This is a genomic window from Brevibacterium sp. HMSC063G07, assembly GCF_001810665.1.
Lineage (GTDB): Bacteria > Actinomycetota > Actinomycetes > Actinomycetales > Brevibacteriaceae > Brevibacterium.
The window spans coordinates 434,328-448,436 of record NZ_KV802321.1 but is presented as its reverse complement, the minus strand read 5'-3'; the positions used below and the strand labels follow the sequence as shown (position 1 = coordinate 448,436).

Below are 14,109 nucleotides of genomic sequence, written 5' to 3'. Positions count from 1 at the left end.
CGAATCTTGGGGTAAGCCGCCGGGCTCGTGTAAGCCCGGCGGCTTAGGGAGATCAGGCCTGCTGAGCCTTCACGATGTAGTCAACAGCGTTCTGGACGGTTTCGAGGTCCTTGACGTCGTCGTCGGGGATCTTGACGTCGAACTTCTTTTCTGCGTTGACGACGATGGTCATCATCGAAATCGAGTCGATGTCGAGGTCATCGGTGAACGACTTCTGCGGTTCAACAGCGTCGACAGCGAGGCCGGTTTCTTCGTTGACGATTTCTGCGAGTCCTGCAAGGACTTCTGCTTCGGTGTTAGCCATAGTTTCCTCTTTCTCTTTGACTGCTTACAGTCGTGTGACATTGATTCGACGAATGCCCGAATCGATATTACGTCAGGAGGCGAGCCGTGTCGTGTGACTCAGCGTCCTCCAAGTCAATCAGGGGAGCTGAACGACCTGTGCGCCGTAGACCAGACCGGCGCCGAAGCCGATCTGCAGGCATAGGCCGCCGGACAGCTCCGGATTCTCCTTCAGCAGGCGGTGGGTTGCCAGCGGAATGGATGCCGCCGATGTGTTTCCGTTTTCTGCGATGTCTCGGCCGATCACGACGGAATCGGGAACGCCCAGCTGCTGTGCGAGGTTGTCGATGATCCGCATGTTCGCCTGGTGCGGGACGAATGCGGCAAGGTCGGAAGCCTTAACGCCGGCTGCGTCGAGCGCCTGCTTTGCTATTTCGACCATGTCGTAGACGGCCCAGCGGAAAACCGACGGTCCGTCCTGGCGCAGGGTGGGGAAACCGACTTCGGGGTTGTCGCGGTAGTCGAAGAACGACGCGTGCATTCTGATCGTGTCCCACTTCTGGGGGTTCGACCCGATAACAGACTGTGAAATGCCGGGCGTGTCGGACGACTGCACGACCGCGGCACCTGCCCCGTCTCCGAGGATGAAGGAAATCGACCTGTCTGTCGGATCGATCCAGTCGGAGAGCTTCTCGGCGCCGACAACGAGGACATTGTCGGCCATGCCCGAGCGCACGACAGCGTCGGCCTGCGCGATGGCGTAGCAGTATCCGGCGCAGGCTGCCGAAATGTCCCAGGCGGGTATCGGTCCGGTGCCCAGTTCGGCGGCCAGTTTGGCCGCGGCTGACGGCGTCGGATAGGGGAAGGTCACTGTTGCGATGATGATCGCGCCGATTTCCTCCGGCTTCAGCCCGGCGTTCGCGATTGCCTCCTTGGACGCCTCCAGGCACATGTCGATGAGGCTGGTGTCTTTGTCTGCCCGGCGTCGCGTGATGATCCCAGTGCGCTGTTGGATCCATTCATCAGATGAATTGATGGGCCCGACGATGTCGTTGTTGTGCACAACAACGTTTGAGCGCCCGGCGCCGATGCCGGCGATGCGGGAGAATCCCTGCGAGGTCGCGGTCTTGAGAGTTGCCACGTTCATCCCTTTCTTAGGCGTGGGAGGCGACGAAAGCGCGTGCTTCGTCCAGCTGATCGGCCGATGTGAGCGCGAAGGTTTCCACACCCTTCATGCCGCGGCGGGCGATCCCGGCCAGCGTGCCGCCGGGCAGCAGCTCGAGCAGTCCGGTGACCCCGGCTTCCACGAGAGTCGACTGACACAGGTCCCAGCGGACCGGCGAGGTGACCTGATTGACCAGTGACTGTACGTAGTCACGGCCGTTCTCAACGGGGAGTCCGTCGCGGTTGGACAGAATTGACACGGTCGGATCGTTCGGGTTGAGCGAGTCGGCCAGTTCCTGCAGTTCGGGCTGTGCCGAGGCCATGAAGTCCGTATGGAAGGCCCCGGCCACCTGCAGCGGGATGACCCGCGTGCGCTCCGGAGGGTTGTCTTTGAGCTTGCCGATGTTCTCAAGAGCGCCGGCGGCGACGATCTGCCCACCGCCGTTGACGTTGGCCGGCTGCAGGCCGGCAGCTTCAATGGCGTTGAGAACATCGTCCTGTACTCCGCCGATGACGGCGGCCATGCCGGTGGGCACGGCCTTTGAAGCCTGGGCCATGCCACGGGAGCGAACGCCGACGAAGTTCATGGCATCAGCGTCGGTGAGGACCCCAGCGAGCGCGGCAGCCCCGACTTCGCCCACCGAGTGGCCGGCGTAGTAGCTGGGGGCGGTTTCGCCGAGCACCTCTCGGGCCGACGCGATTGCGGACGCGACAAGCAGAGGCTGCGCAATGGCGGTGTCCTTGATGGTTTCGTCATCCGATGTGGTGCCGTGGGCGATGAGGTCAAGGCCCACCGCTTCGGACGCGCTGGCGATCGTCTGCTTGAAGCTGTCGATCTCAATAAAAGGCGTGAGGAATCCGGACTTCTGGGCGCCCTGACCCGGGCAGGCAACTACTAGCAAAGCTCTCCAACTTTCTCGACTGCGCAACGACGATAGTGTATTTGGCTGAAACCTCAGCGTGAATTGTCGTAGGTGTACAACTGTCCTGCGCTGTGCAGGTGGCCGTATACCAAAGCGATCCGAATGACGAACCCTGAGCGCGCCTCGGTCGGATCTATCCCAAGGGCCTCGGTAAGTTTCTTGAGTCGATAGCGCACGGTGTTCGGATGGACGTCGAGGGCGCGTGCGGTCGTTTCCAGCGCGCCGCCGTATTCGAGGTAGGCGGCGGCAGTGGCCAGAAGCTGACCAGAGCCGGTGGCCAGGGGTTCGTAGTAGGAGGACACGAGGGCATCGACTGCGCTGCGGTCACCGGCTATGGCCCGTTCGGGAAGAAGATCGTCAGCAAAGACCGGGCGCGGGGTGTCGGGTCGGGCGCGCGCGGTGCGCAGACCCCACACGGCGGCGGAAGCGCTTATCCCAGCCTGTGCGAAGGAACTGACCTCCGGGCCGATGACAATGTCGGACGGACCGAAGAACGGCGAAAGGTCCTCAGCGGCTGCTTCGACGTCAGATACTCCGCCGAGCACAATGAGAAGGCGGTCGGAGTGGATGCCGACAAGCGCGTCTTCTGCCCACTTCTTAGCTGTTGAGCGCACTTGCTCTATAGATGCGCGGTCTTTGCGACGGGGTGCCCGCCCCATGATCACGCGAATTGAGCCCTCCGAGTCCCAGCCGTAGGCAGCTGTTCGACTGGCAAGTTCGTCTACGGAGTCGCCCCGCACAAGCGCGTCGATGACCATCGCCTCGAGTCGGGCGTCCCAGCTGCCCCTGGCCTCAGCTGCTCGTGCATAGATATCGGCGGCAGCGAAGGCGATCTCGCGTGAATAGATGAGCACCGCCTCGCGAAGCTCAGCCTGTTCGCCGGCGCGGGCAAGGTCGCTCACCCGCTCCTCGACTACTTCGACGACAACGCGCAGAAGCTGCAGCGTCTGCTGCAGTGAAACAGAACGGACAAGCTCCTTAGGTGCAGATTTGAAGATGTCGTTGATCACCCGAAGGTGGCGGGTGGGGTTTCGGTACCACTCGATAAACGACGAAATTCCCGAGTTCGCCAGCACAACCACCCAGCCCTTGTCGGCAGAGGACAGCTGTGAGAACCAGCGCAGGCGCCCTTCAATGCGCTTGAGGGTCAGGTTCGACAGTGTGCGCTGACCAGCCTCGAGGCGGCGGATGGTGTCAGCGCGAGCAGCGTTCTTCGCGCTGGGCTTGTCATGGTCGGGCATGAGACCAACCATAGCGGTTGAATAACAAAAACCTTGTATCGGGAAAACAAAAGGGGGCCAGGGTGAGCACCCCGACCCCCTTCTATGTGCGGCCGAATCACCGCCGGGCGACTGTATTCGTCATGCGTCTCCGCCGGCAGTGCCGGATAGGCCCTTCCGGGGATCGTCAAGACCGTACTTCTTCGCAGCCTCCGCCGCCTTCGACATGTCGATCTCGCCGGTGTCGGCCAGGCTGATGAGAGCCTGAACGACAACGGAATGAGCGTCGATGAGGAAGTAGCGGCGAGCGGCTGGACGAGTGTCGGAGATGGCGTAGCCGTCCGCGCCGAGGCTCGTGAAGTGGTTCGGCACGTACTGGCGGATCATGTCCGGAACAGTCCGGGTGAAGTCGCTCGTGGCGATGACCGGTCCCTGGGAGTCCAGCAGCCTCTGCGTGACGTAGGGGACCCGGGGCTCTGCCTGCGGGTCGAGCAGACGGGCATCGTCAGCGGTCAGACCGTCGCGGCGCAGTTCCTGCCACGAGGTGACAGACCACACATCAGCACTGACGCCCCAGTCTTTCTCGAGGATTTCCTGGGCTTCGAGGATCCACGGAACACCAACACCGGAGGCCATGAGCTGAACCTTCGGGCCGTCCGTCTTATTGCCGTCTTTGAGCTTGTAGAGGCCCTTGATGATGCCGTCAGTGTCGAGGTTCTCCGGTGCCTTCGGCTGGACCATCGGCTCGTTGTACATGGTGATGTAGTACATGACGTCCGGGTCCTGGCGCGGATCTTCGGGATCGTACATCCGGTGCAGGCCGTCGCGAACGATGGTTGCGATTTCGTAGGCGTAGGCCGGGTCGTAGGACACGATCGAAGGGAAGGTCGAGGACAGAACGTGGGAGTGGCCGTCCCCGTGCTGCAGACCCTCGCCGGTCAGGGTGGTGCGTCCGGCCGTGGCCCCCAGAATGAATCCGCGCGTCATCTGGTCGCTGGCCGCCCAGAACTGGTCTCCCGAACGCTGGAAGCCGAACATCGAGTAGAAGATGTAGAACGGAATCATCGGCTCGCCGTGCGTGGCGTAGCTGGTGCCCGCAGCGGTCAGCGCGGTTGTCGAACCGGACTCGTTGATGCCCATGTGCAGCAGCTGACCGTCGCTTGCTTCCTTGTAGGACAGGAACAGGTCACGGTCGACAGAAATATAGTTCTGGCCGTGCGGGTTGTAGATCTTCTTCGTTGGGAAGAAGGAGTCCATGCCGAAGGTGCGGGCTTCGTCCGGGATGATGGGCACAACCCGCTTGCCGAACTCCTTGTCCCGCATGAGGTCCTTGAGAATGCGGACGAACGCCATGGTTGTGGCGATCTCCTGCTTGCCTGAACCGCGCATGCCCGGTTCGAAGGCCTTGTCGTCGGGAAGTTTGATGTCGACGTACTTCGAGCGGCGTTCGGGAGTGAAGCCGCCGAGTTCATGACGTCGGTCGAGCAGGTATTTGATTTCCGGAGCGTCGTCGCCGGGGTGGTAGTACGGCGGGAGCTCTGGATTCTCTTCGAGCTGCTTGTCGGAGATCGGGATGGAGAAGTGGTCGCGGGCTGCTTTGAGGTCTTCCAGCGCCATCGTCTTCATCTGGTGGGTTGCGTTGCGGGCCTCGAAGTGCGGCCCGAGCGAATAGCCCTTGACGGTCTTGACGAGGATGACGGTCGGCTGACCGGTGTGCTCAAGTGCAGCCTTGTAGGCCGCGTACACCTTGCGGTAGTCGTGGCCGCCGCGCTTGAGGTTCCAGATCTGCTGGTCGGTGTAGTGCTCGACCATGGCCTTCGTGCGCGGGTCTCGTCCGAAGAAGTTGTCGCGGACGAAGCCGCCGGACTCGCCCTTGTACGTCTGGTAGTCGCCGTCGGGAGTGGCGTTCATCAGGTTGACGAGAGCGCCGTCGCGGTCTTTGGCCAGCAGCGGGTCCCACTCGCGGCCCCAGATGACCTTGATGACGTTCCAGCCGGCACCTCGGAACCAGGATTCGAGTTCCTGGATGATCTTGCCGTTGCCGCGGACCGGACCGTCGAGGCGCTGCAGGTTGCAGTTGATGACGAAAGTCAGGTTGTCGAGCTCTTCGTAGGCGGCGTACTGGAGCATGCCGCGTGCTTCCGGTTCGTCCATTTCACCGTCGCCGAGGAAGGCCCAGGTGTGCTGCTGGCTGGTGTCCTTGATGCCGCGGTTGTGCAGGTAACGGTCAAACTGTGCCTGAGAGATGGCGGCCTGGGGGCCGATGCCCATGGACACCGTCGGGTGCTCCCAGAAGTCGGGCATCTGGCGCGGGTGCGGGTAGGAGGGCAGCCCGAAGGGTTTGCCGTTGACGTAGTGGGAGGACTGCTGGCGGAAGCCGTCCATCTGTTCAGCGTTGAGGCGGCCCTCGAGGAAGGCGCGTGCATACATGCCCGGTGACGCGTGGCCCTGGTAGAAGATGTGGTCGCCGCCGCCGGGGTGATCCTTGCCGCGGAAGAAGTGGTTGAGCCCGACCTCGTAGAGAGTTGCGGCCGAAGCGTAGGTCGAAATGTGGCCGCCGACTCCAATGCCCTCGCGCTGTGCACGCTGGACCTGCACGGCGGCGTTCCAGCGGATCCACCTGCGATAGCGGCGTTCTACTTCTTCGTCACCCGGGAACCACGGTTCGTCTTCAGCGCCGATGGTGTTGACGTAGTCGGTGGCTGTGAGGCTGGGGACGCCGATTCGCTGCTGGCGCGCACGCTGGATGAGGTTGAGCATGATGTAGCGTGCGCGGGCGGTGCCGGCCTCTTCGACCAGCGCGTCAAGGGAGTCGATCCAGTCCTGGGTCTCCTGCGGGTCGATGTCGGGGACATTCGCGGGGAGACCATTGAGGATGGGGCCCTTGTTCTTGTTGTCCAAAGCAATTCCTCTCGCGTTTAAGGGACTTCGGATATGTGTCTAGGCTATTGCACTTCGGGCCTGGGTGTCGCCGAACTGGGTGTGAAATGGTCCACCCTGTCGGCCGCTGATTGTCCGAACCGGCCAAATTCTATGTATTTCCCGGAGTATCGGCCCTGTGATTGGCGAAACGCGGCTTTTCTGGTGAGAATAAAGCCATGAGTACAACTCCCTCAGGAAGGACGCTCGATTCCGCGCAGGCAGCGCAGGCGGCAAACCCCCTGTCTCTGTCGAGCGGCCAGTATGTTCAGGAGATCGGCTTTGACGACGACGTCGATTTCCAGCTGCGCGATGACATCGCGGCAGTAACCGGCGAAGAGATGATTGACGGCGACGTCGACGATGTTTTCGACGTGATCGTCATGTGGTGGCGCAGCGATGACGACGACCTGACCGACGGCATCGTCGACGCTCAGACAACTTTGAAGGACGGCGGTGTTGTGTGGCTTCTGACCCCGAAGGCCGGCCGCCCCGGGCACATTGATCCGGTCGACATCAACGATGCCGCGCCCGTTGCCGGTATGCACGTGACGAAGACGGTTCGTGCGGCGGCTGATTGGTCGGCCGTGTGCCTGATGAGCAAAAAGAACTTCGACTGATGACTTTGGAAACCGGTGCCGTCGGACCCCAGGTGGGTGCGGCGGCACCTTCACTTTGTCTGCCTTCCCACTTCGGTGAAGCACTGTCTTTTGGCGAATGCAGGCTGCGTGCCGGTGCCGAGCAGATCCTTGCGGTGTTCTTTCCCTTTGCGTATTCACCCGTCTGCACTGCCGAAATGGAGCAGCTTGCGCAGCTGTACGATGATCTGCTGGCCGGCGGCACAGAGGTAGCCGCGGTGTCATGCGATCCGAAGTACACTCTGGCCGCGTGGGCGCAGGACCTCCGGCTGCCGTTTGTCCTTCTGTCTGACTTCTGGCCCCACGGTGCTGCCTCAAAGGCCTTTGGCGCTTTCGATGAGCGGCGCGGCTTTGCGCAGCGCCTGACCTTCCTTCTGGACGGGTCGGGTGTTGTGGTCGACACGGAGCACTCCTTGGCTGGAAGCAAGCGCGACTTCACTCGCTTCCTTAATCGCTCTGGGAGCTTCTGAGCCTCCTTCGCTGCCGTGTGAGCAGTTAGGGTGGGAGTGACCTGTCGTTCTTCCCAAGGAGGGGTTATGGCGTCCATCTTCACTAAGATCCTCGACGGAGAGATTCCCGGCGCGTTCGTCTATCAAGACGACCGCTGCGCAGCTTTTATGGACATCAGTCCGCTGACCGATGGGCACGTGCTCGTCATCCCGCGTGAAGAGATTGACCACTGGCTCGACCTGCCTGAAGACCTCACAGCTCATCTCATGTCGGTCGCTCAGAAGATCGGGCGGGCACAGAAGAAGGCGTTCTCCTGTGAGCGCATTGGGGTCTTGATTCAGGGATATGAAGTGCCCCACGTGCATATCCACGTGTGGCCCACGAACTCGGTTGAGGACTTCCGTCTGGAAAACACCCGCGGATCGACTGAGGCCGAAGACATCGCAGCAGCTGCGGAGAAGATCAAGGCCGAGCTTGCCTGAAGGCCATTCGATTCACCGCATTGCCCGCCGGTTCAACGCTGATTTCGCCGGGCGCGCGGTGACCGCCTCATCACCCCAGGAGCGCTTTTCTGACGGTGCCGCGCTCATCAGCGGCAGTGAGCTGGGGGAGTGCTATGCCGTCGGCAAGCACCTGTTCCTTCCGTTCGAGGGCGAGCGCACGGTGCGGGTCCACCTGGGCATCTACGGCGCCTGGGATTTTCTCTACGCTGCCGGAATGCCCGAACGCGCTGGGCAGACGGGGGAGTATGCCGGATCGCTTGGGGCGCCTCGTCGGGTGCGCGCCGGTGAGGTCGAGAAGGCAGAGGAACTCGAATCGGTTTGGCCGCCGGAACCGGTGGGGCAGGTGCGTCTGCGCCTGCTGACCGAGGGCGTGTGCGCTGACCTGCGCGGCCCTATGGTGTGTGAGGTCCTCACCCCTCACGAGGTGGAAGCTCAGCTGGCGGCACTCGGTCCTGATCCGCTGGTCGACGGAAATGCTCGCGGCGGTCGCAGATTTGCTGAGAATGTGCGCAGGCGCCGTCCGATCGGCAGTCTGCTCATGGATCAGTCTGTTGTCGCAGGCATCGGCAATGTGTACAGAGCCGAAATGCTGTTCCGTGCCGGGCTCAGTCCGTTCAAACCGGGAACCGAGTTGACCGATGGCGAAGTTTCCGCGCTGTGGCGCGATTGGGTGCGGCTGCTGCCCGTGGGAGTCGAAACAGGAGTTATGCTCACCCGCACGCGTCTGCGGGGCGCAAGCCGTCAGCGGGCAGCAGAAGACAGTGAGTTCCGCCATTTTGTGTATGGGCGCACGGGCCTGCCGTGTCGCGTGTGCAGAAATCCTGTGGCGATGACGGAAATGGAAGGGCGCAAACTGTACTGGTGCCCCGAATGCCAGAAGTGACGAAGGCGAGTCCGGCATATGCTGGGCTCGCCTCCGCCTCACGCCGCAGGCTGTCTATGACGGCAGGAGACCGAGGAGGTCGGCCAATTGGTAGCAGCCGAGCCCTATGACGACCAGAGTGATGGCACCGCCGAAGACATTGGCCCAGAGGCCGTTGGCGTTATCACCTACTACCTTTTTGCTGTTCATCGTAACGAGCAGGAAGATCGCAATGATCGGCAGAAGCAGGCCGTTGGCAGCCTGAGCTATGACGATGAGCTGAATCGGCTCGATGCCGGTCAGGGCAATGATCGCCCCGACGGCGAGGACTGAAATCCATATCCCGCGAAACAGCGGGCTCTTCATGTCGGTGCTTTTGCCGAGTATTCCGGTGATTGCATAGGCCGCGCCGAGTGGGCCGGCAAGAGCGGAGGTGAAGCCCGCCGCGAACAGTCCGAGTGCGAACACCCATGTCGAGGCATCTCCCAGCAGCGGTTGAAGCGATGTGGAGAGGTCTTCCGCAGTTTCGGCGCTCATACCGTGCAGGAAAAGTGCGCCGAAAGACGTCGCCATGACCGCCAGTGTGATGAGTCCGCCAAGTGAGATCGAGGCGGCGGTGTCGAGACGAGCTTCCTTCATAGCCTGCGTCTTCGGCACACCCTCCCAGTTTTCCTGCACGAGGCTTGCGTGGAGGAAGACATTGTATGGGACGACTGTCGTGCCGATCAGCGCGATTGCTGTCAGCGCAGATCCCGGCGGCATCGATGGTGCGAAGATCCCTTTGAAGATCTCGCCGACTGGAGGCTGCACAACGAAGGCGGTGATGACGAACAGGATTGTGAGGATGCCGACCATGACCATGAGCACACGCTCGATGGTTTTGTAGCTGCCGGTGATGAGCAGACTGAAGATCGCGACGACTATGAGCGCGACGATGATTCTCATGTCGATGGGTGCGACCGCCGATACGGCTAACGATGTTCCCGTCGTGTCGCCCCCGGCGTAGGCCGCACCGCCGATGCCGATCGCGGCTACCACGAGGATGATCATGAGCGTGCGCAGAATGGGATTGTCAAGCGCGCGGCGTATGGCCTCACCGAGGCCGAGGCCCGCGCCGATGCCGAGTCTGACCGCCATTTCCTGCAGGACGAGAGTGGCGATGATCGAGAAGACAACAGACCATGCCAGTGTGAAGCCGTAGTCTGCGCCGGTTACGATAGCGGTCGTGATCGTGCCGGGGCCGATGAACGAGGCCGCAATGATAAGTCCGGGACCAAACAGTGATCCCTGGCGCTTCTTTTCTGCTGTGTTTGGTGAAGAGGGGTTCACGCGAGCTCCTCTAGGCCGGGGAGTTTCCCCGATTATGTGACCGTCAGCACAACGATAGTGAGTGAAACGACAGTCGCGGGGATGTTTTCCTGTGTATCGCCTGAGTGCCTTAGCGGGAATGAACGAGCTCGCAGCATATGACGGACGGGCTCTCCGGCCCGGAGCCCGAACGCAAAAATCCCGGGACATCGAGTGAACGATGTCCCGGGACTTGGTGGGCCCAGAGGGACTCGAACCCCCGACCCTCTCGGTGTAAACGAGATGCTCTAGCCAACTGAGCTATAGGCCCTAACCGTGATAAGAATACAGTCAGTCGGCGATCCTGCCAATTCGGCTCAGCGTGCTGGCAAGAGCGGCTCTGCTGTCAGCTGGTCCAGCAGTGGAGTCAAACAGGGCTCGATTCTGTTCAAACGCGACTGCCGCGCAGGTGAGCACCACCGAGCAGTGACGCTCCGCCTCGTCGGAAATCTGGGCGCGCACCGCAGCGGGCAGGACAGGGCCACCCGAATGAGCGTAGGCGAGCGAAAAGATGTCCGCACCGTCGCGGTAGCGCAGCAGGACATCGTGCATACGCAGCAGAATGTCAGCCCCAGTCATGCCTTCGCCGTATCCAATAGCCTCATCCACTTCAGCGGCGATGCGCCGGGCTACAAGGACGAAGATCTCCTGCTTGTTCTTCACGTGCCAGTACAATGCGGATGGGCCGACACCCAGGTCGCGAGCCAATCTGCGCATAGAAAGGTCACCCATGCCGTAGTCGGTGAGGATGGCTACCGCAGCATCGGCAATGCGGTGAACAGACAGGCTCATGGAGTCAATCATGGCAGGTCGGAAGCCGGATTTCGCAATCAGTCCGCGGTGGGCTATAGTTGTCCCCGTTGCCATTCACGGGATATGGCGCAGTTTGGTAGCGCGCCTCGTTCGGGACGAGGAGGTCGTGGGTTCAAATCCCGCTATCCCGACGAGTCCTCGGGTCCATCCGAGGACTTTTGCTTTAGAGGAAGGCAACCACAATGAAGTGGACCGCAGTACTCGCTGCCGCCGCTGTCTTGACGCTCACCGCATGCGGTGCCCGCCCCCTGTCTGAACTTGAAGATGTGCAGGGCACAGTCTCTGAAACATCGGTGCCGGAAGAAGAAAAAGCAAAAGACGCCCTCGATTCGATCCAAGAAGACGCTGAGCTCAAAGCCCTGCTTCCTGACGATGTTCGCCAGCGCGGTCTGAAATGGGCTACGTCCGTCGGCTATCCGCCCATGGAACTGTGGACATCCGATAACTCTGAAATCATCGGGGTCGATCCGGCGATAGCGCACGCAGTATCAAAGAAGCTCGGTGTGCCGATGTCTTTGGAGAACCAGGAGTTCGCATCGCTCATCCCCGGCTTGATCTCCAAGCGCTATGACGTGATGATCAGTTCGACAACAGACAACGAAGAGCGCCGCAAGACCACAACCTTCGTCGACTACGTCCAAGCCGGAAACGCTTTCCTCGTCTACGAAGGAAACCCCGAAGGGATTGCCCGTCCCGATGACCTCTGCGGCAAATCGGTGGCCCTGGTCGCCAACGGATCATCGTTCGAAAAGGCCAAAGAGTTCTCCAAGAAGTGCGAAGACGACGGGGAACAGCCCTATAAGATCCTCAGCTTCGAAGACGACAACAACGCCAACCTCGCTGTTCAAAGCCGACGGGCCACTGCCACGGTTACTGATTTTCCAGTCGCTGCATACCGGGCAGCCGATAAGAAGAACAAGATGGCAGTCGTGCCGATCGACGGCGACGAAGCCGTGTGGGGCATCGGCATCGACAATTCCCGCACAGAGCTGGTTGACCCCATCTACGGGGCGCTGAGCGAGCTGATAGAAGACGGCACCTACGGGGAGATCCTCAAGGCGTGGGACGTCGAGCGCATGGCTGTGGATAAGGTCACAGTCAACTTGGAGGAGCACACGATCGGCGGTGACGACTGATGCGCACAGAGCCATTTGTCGACGCGGACGGCACACAGTGCAGAATCATTGCGCCTGTCCCGTGGGGCAGGATTTCTGTGGGGGCTCTCGCCATCCTGTTCGTGGTGTGGGTGCTGTCGCTGTTCGTCTTCAACGAAAGAATCCTCTGGTCTGAAGTTGCCCACTACTTCTTCTATTCGACAATCCTCAGCGGGATTGCCAATACGCTCTGGATTTCTGTCATCGCTACGCTGGTGGGCCTCGTCCTGGGCGTGCTGCTGGCCATTATGAAGCTGTCCCACAACCCGGTGCTGCGGGCCATTTCCGAGGTCTATCTGTGGATCTTCCGCGGAACGCCGGTTCTTGTGCAGCTGGTCTTCTGGTTCAATCTGGCTTTTCTGCTGCCGTACCTGATTGTCAAGATCCCGTTCACCATGATCGGCGTGTTCTGGGAAACCAATGCGCTTATAGGCCCAACCGAAGCCGCAATCCTCGGGCTTGGCCTCAATATGGCGGCGTATTTCGCTGAAACCGTGCGGGCGGGCATTCAGGCAGTGGATGTCGGGCAGACCGAGGCAGCACTTGCCGGCGGACTTACACGCCGTCAGACCATGCGCTTAGTGGTCCTGCCCCAAGCCCTGCGGATCATCATTCCGCCGACGGCCAATGAGTTCATCTCGATGCTCAAAACCACTTCACTGGTGATGATCGTCGCCGGACACGACCTCATGACAAATGCGGCAATCATCTACAAGCAGAACAACCTCATCATCGAACTGCTCATTGTGGTGAGCATCTGGTACATGATTATGACCGCGATAGCCACCTTCCTCCAGAGTCTGCTGGAGAAGCGGTTCGGCAAGGATCGCGTGCGCAGCACCCGGGGTGCTACGTGGGCGCAGAATCTTGTCGGGCGGATGAGCCGCTCTTCTTCCGAGAGCAGCCCCAGTTCGCAGGCAGTGCGCCGCACAGCGGAAGGAGCCGACCGTGCCAGCTGAAGACGTCATCGTCCATGCGGAGGGTGTCAAGAAGTCCTACGGCGAACACGAGGTTCTGCGGGGCGTGGATTTCCAGGTTCGATCGGGCGAAGTCGCCTGCATCATCGGACCTTCTGGTTCTGGAAAGTCGACGTTTCTGCGCACCCTCAACGGTTTGGAGTCGGTTGATTCCGGCAGTCTTACAGTGATGGGGGAGCAGGTGGGCTTCAGCCGGCGCGGCGAAGACTACCTGCGCTGGTCCGACAGGCGCTACGCGCAGTTCCGACAGCACATCGGCATGGTGTTTCAGCGATTCAACCTGTACGGACACCTTGATGCAGAAGAAAACGTCATGCTCAGCATGCGCCACGTCAAGGGGCTTTCTAAGTCGAAGGCCGAAAAGCGGGCAATTGAGGAACTTGAACGTGTTGGACTTGCGCAGCATCGCCACAAGAAGCCACACCAGCTCTCGGGTGGTCAGCAGCAGCGGGTTGCGATTGCGCGCAGCCTCGCGATGGATCCCGCGCTCATGCTCTTTGACGAACCGACCAGTGCACTGGACCCGGAGCTCGTTGACGAGGTGCTCTCGACCATGCAGCGGCTCGCACTGGAGGGTATGACTATGGTCGTGGTCACGCATGAGCTCGGCTTTGCTCGAGAGGTCGGCGACACGTTGGCGTTCTTCGACCAGGGAGTCGTCGTTGAAAAAGGAGCGCCGGAAGCGCTCTTGGACAATGCCGACAGCGACCGGGTCCGCGCGTTCATCGAGCGCGTCCGCCACGCGTAGTCTGCCGTCTTCGGCGCGCTGATCCGGAATCCGAAAGCGCGGCGGCAGACAGAAAGCCGCATACAGAAAGCGGGGGTGACCCAATCAGGGGCACCCCCGCTTGTCGCCT

14 protein-coding genes and 2 tRNA genes are annotated in these 14,109 nt (G+C 61.1%); 8 read left to right on the top strand and 8 right to left on the bottom strand.

Annotation, left to right across the window (positions count from 1 at the left end; translation table 11 throughout):
• Nucleotides 1-52: 52 nt before the first annotated feature.
• From HMPREF2757_RS02090 to aceE, 5 genes are all read right to left on the bottom strand, one after another.
• Nucleotides 53-304, bottom strand: a complete 252-nt coding sequence (locus HMPREF2757_RS02090; RefSeq protein WP_019175348.1) for an acyl carrier protein — start codon at nucleotides 302-304, stop codon at nucleotides 53-55.
• Between the two features lie 117 nt (nucleotides 305-421).
• Nucleotides 422-1,429 carry a beta-ketoacyl-ACP synthase III gene (locus HMPREF2757_RS02085; RefSeq protein ID WP_070572881.1) on the bottom strand — a complete coding sequence of 336 codons (1,008 nt, stop codon included), beginning with the start codon at nucleotides 1,427-1,429 and terminating at the stop codon, nucleotides 422-424.
• Nucleotides 1,430-1,436: 7 nt separating this feature from the next.
• Nucleotides 1,437-2,348 carry an ACP S-malonyltransferase gene (locus HMPREF2757_RS02080; RefSeq protein ID WP_070572879.1) on the bottom strand — a complete coding sequence of 304 codons (912 nt, stop codon included), beginning with the start codon at nucleotides 2,346-2,348 and terminating at the stop codon, nucleotides 1,437-1,439.
• Nucleotides 2,349-2,401: 53 nt separating this feature from the next.
• Nucleotides 2,402-3,610: a PucR family transcriptional regulator gene (locus HMPREF2757_RS02075; RefSeq protein ID WP_226829157.1), complete on the bottom strand. Its 1,209-nt coding sequence runs from the start codon at nucleotides 3,608-3,610 to the stop codon at nucleotides 2,402-2,404.
• 120 nt (nucleotides 3,611-3,730) lie between these two features.
• Nucleotides 3,731-6,490, bottom strand: a complete 2,760-nt coding sequence (gene aceE, locus HMPREF2757_RS02070) for a pyruvate dehydrogenase (acetyl-transferring), homodimeric type (protein WP_070572875.1) — start codon at nucleotides 6,488-6,490, stop codon at nucleotides 3,731-3,733.
• A 197-nt stretch (nucleotides 6,491-6,687) separates the two neighbouring features.
• On the opposite strand from aceE, the gene HMPREF2757_RS02065 reads away from it, so the two are divergent.
• From HMPREF2757_RS02065 to HMPREF2757_RS02050, 4 genes are all read left to right on the top strand, one after another.
• Nucleotides 6,688-7,128, top strand: a complete 441-nt coding sequence (locus tag HMPREF2757_RS02065; protein ID WP_070572873.1) for a DUF3052 domain-containing protein — start codon at nucleotides 6,688-6,690, stop codon at nucleotides 7,126-7,128.
• Nucleotides 7,128-7,616, top strand: coding sequence for a redoxin domain-containing protein (locus tag HMPREF2757_RS02060; protein WP_070572871.1), 489 nt, complete (start codon nucleotides 7,128-7,130; stop codon nucleotides 7,614-7,616). The genes HMPREF2757_RS02065 and HMPREF2757_RS02060 overlap by 1 nt, the downstream gene beginning before the upstream one ends.
• A 66-nt stretch (nucleotides 7,617-7,682) precedes the next feature.
• The gene (locus tag HMPREF2757_RS02055) at nucleotides 7,683-8,078 is read left to right on the top strand and encodes an HIT family protein (protein ID WP_070572869.1); all 396 of its coding nucleotides are present in this window, start codon (nucleotides 7,683-7,685) and stop codon (nucleotides 8,076-8,078) included.
• Nucleotides 8,071-8,982 (top strand): Fpg/Nei family DNA glycosylase, encoded by a 912-nt coding sequence (locus tag HMPREF2757_RS02050; protein WP_070572868.1) that lies wholly within the window; start codon nucleotides 8,071-8,073, stop codon nucleotides 8,980-8,982. The genes HMPREF2757_RS02055 and HMPREF2757_RS02050 overlap by 8 nt, the downstream gene beginning before the upstream one ends.
• Before the next feature lie 54 nt (nucleotides 8,983-9,036).
• Here the strand turns inward: HMPREF2757_RS02050 and HMPREF2757_RS02045 are convergent, their stop codons facing one another.
• The 3 genes from HMPREF2757_RS02045 to HMPREF2757_RS02035 form a co-directional block, all read right to left on the bottom strand.
• Nucleotides 9,037-10,290 (bottom strand): Nramp family divalent metal transporter, encoded by a 1,254-nt coding sequence (locus HMPREF2757_RS02045; protein WP_070572866.1) that lies wholly within the window; start codon nucleotides 10,288-10,290, stop codon nucleotides 9,037-9,039.
• A 212-nt stretch (nucleotides 10,291-10,502) separates the two neighbouring features.
• A tRNA-Val gene (locus HMPREF2757_RS02040) sits at nucleotides 10,503-10,579 on the bottom strand.
• Nucleotides 10,580-10,599: 20 nt separating this feature from the next.
• A complete protein-coding gene (locus tag HMPREF2757_RS02035; protein ID WP_083304041.1) occupies nucleotides 10,600-11,175 on the bottom strand; it encodes a TetR family transcriptional regulator in 576 nt (191 codons plus the stop codon).
• Between the two features lie 3 nt (nucleotides 11,176-11,178).
• Between HMPREF2757_RS02035 and HMPREF2757_RS02030 the strand changes: the two genes are divergently transcribed.
• The 4 genes from HMPREF2757_RS02030 to HMPREF2757_RS02015 all read left to right on the top strand — a co-directional run bounded on the left by HMPREF2757_RS02030 (nucleotide 11,179) and on the right by HMPREF2757_RS02015 (nucleotide 14,000).
• A tRNA-Pro gene (locus HMPREF2757_RS02030) sits at nucleotides 11,179-11,252 on the top strand.
• 51 nt (nucleotides 11,253-11,303) lie between these two features.
• Complete coding sequence (locus HMPREF2757_RS02025; RefSeq protein ID WP_070572864.1) at nucleotides 11,304-12,257, top strand: ABC transporter substrate-binding protein; 954 nt, start codon at nucleotides 11,304-11,306, stop codon at nucleotides 12,255-12,257.
• Nucleotides 12,257-13,234, top strand: a complete 978-nt coding sequence (locus HMPREF2757_RS02020) for an amino acid ABC transporter permease (protein WP_070572862.1) — start codon at nucleotides 12,257-12,259, stop codon at nucleotides 13,232-13,234. Before HMPREF2757_RS02025 ends, HMPREF2757_RS02020 begins: the two co-directional genes overlap by 1 nt.
• Entirely contained in the window at nucleotides 13,224-14,000 is a 777-nt protein-coding gene (locus HMPREF2757_RS02015; protein ID WP_305366932.1) for an amino acid ABC transporter ATP-binding protein, read from the top strand. Before HMPREF2757_RS02020 ends, HMPREF2757_RS02015 begins: the two co-directional genes overlap by 11 nt.
• Nucleotides 14,001-14,109 lie beyond the last annotated feature (109 nt).

Coding starts and splice junctions, on each gene's coding strand:
- HMPREF2757_RS02090 (WP_019175348.1), bottom strand. CDS start 304: ATGGCTAACACCGAAGCAGAAGTCCTTGCAGGACTCGCAGAAATCGTC.
- HMPREF2757_RS02085 (WP_070572881.1), bottom strand. CDS start 1,429: ATGAACGTGGCAACTCTCAAGACCGCGACCTCGCAGGGATTCTCCCGC.
- HMPREF2757_RS02075 (WP_226829157.1), bottom strand. CDS start 3,610: ATGCCCGACCATGACAAGCCCAGCGCGAAGAACGCTGCTCGCGCTGAC.
- HMPREF2757_RS02065 (WP_070572873.1), top strand. CDS start 6,688: ATGAGTACAACTCCCTCAGGAAGGACGCTCGATTCCGCGCAGGCAGCG.
- HMPREF2757_RS02060 (WP_070572871.1), top strand. CDS start 7,128: ATGACTTTGGAAACCGGTGCCGTCGGACCCCAGGTGGGTGCGGCGGCA.
- HMPREF2757_RS02055 (WP_070572869.1), top strand. CDS start 7,683: ATGGCGTCCATCTTCACTAAGATCCTCGACGGAGAGATTCCCGGCGCG.
- HMPREF2757_RS02035 (WP_083304041.1), bottom strand. CDS start 11,175: ATGGCAACGGGGACAACTATAGCCCACCGCGGACTGATTGCGAAATCC.
- HMPREF2757_RS02025 (WP_070572864.1), top strand. CDS start 11,304: ATGAAGTGGACCGCAGTACTCGCTGCCGCCGCTGTCTTGACGCTCACC.
- HMPREF2757_RS02020 (WP_070572862.1), top strand. CDS start 12,257: ATGCGCACAGAGCCATTTGTCGACGCGGACGGCACACAGTGCAGAATC.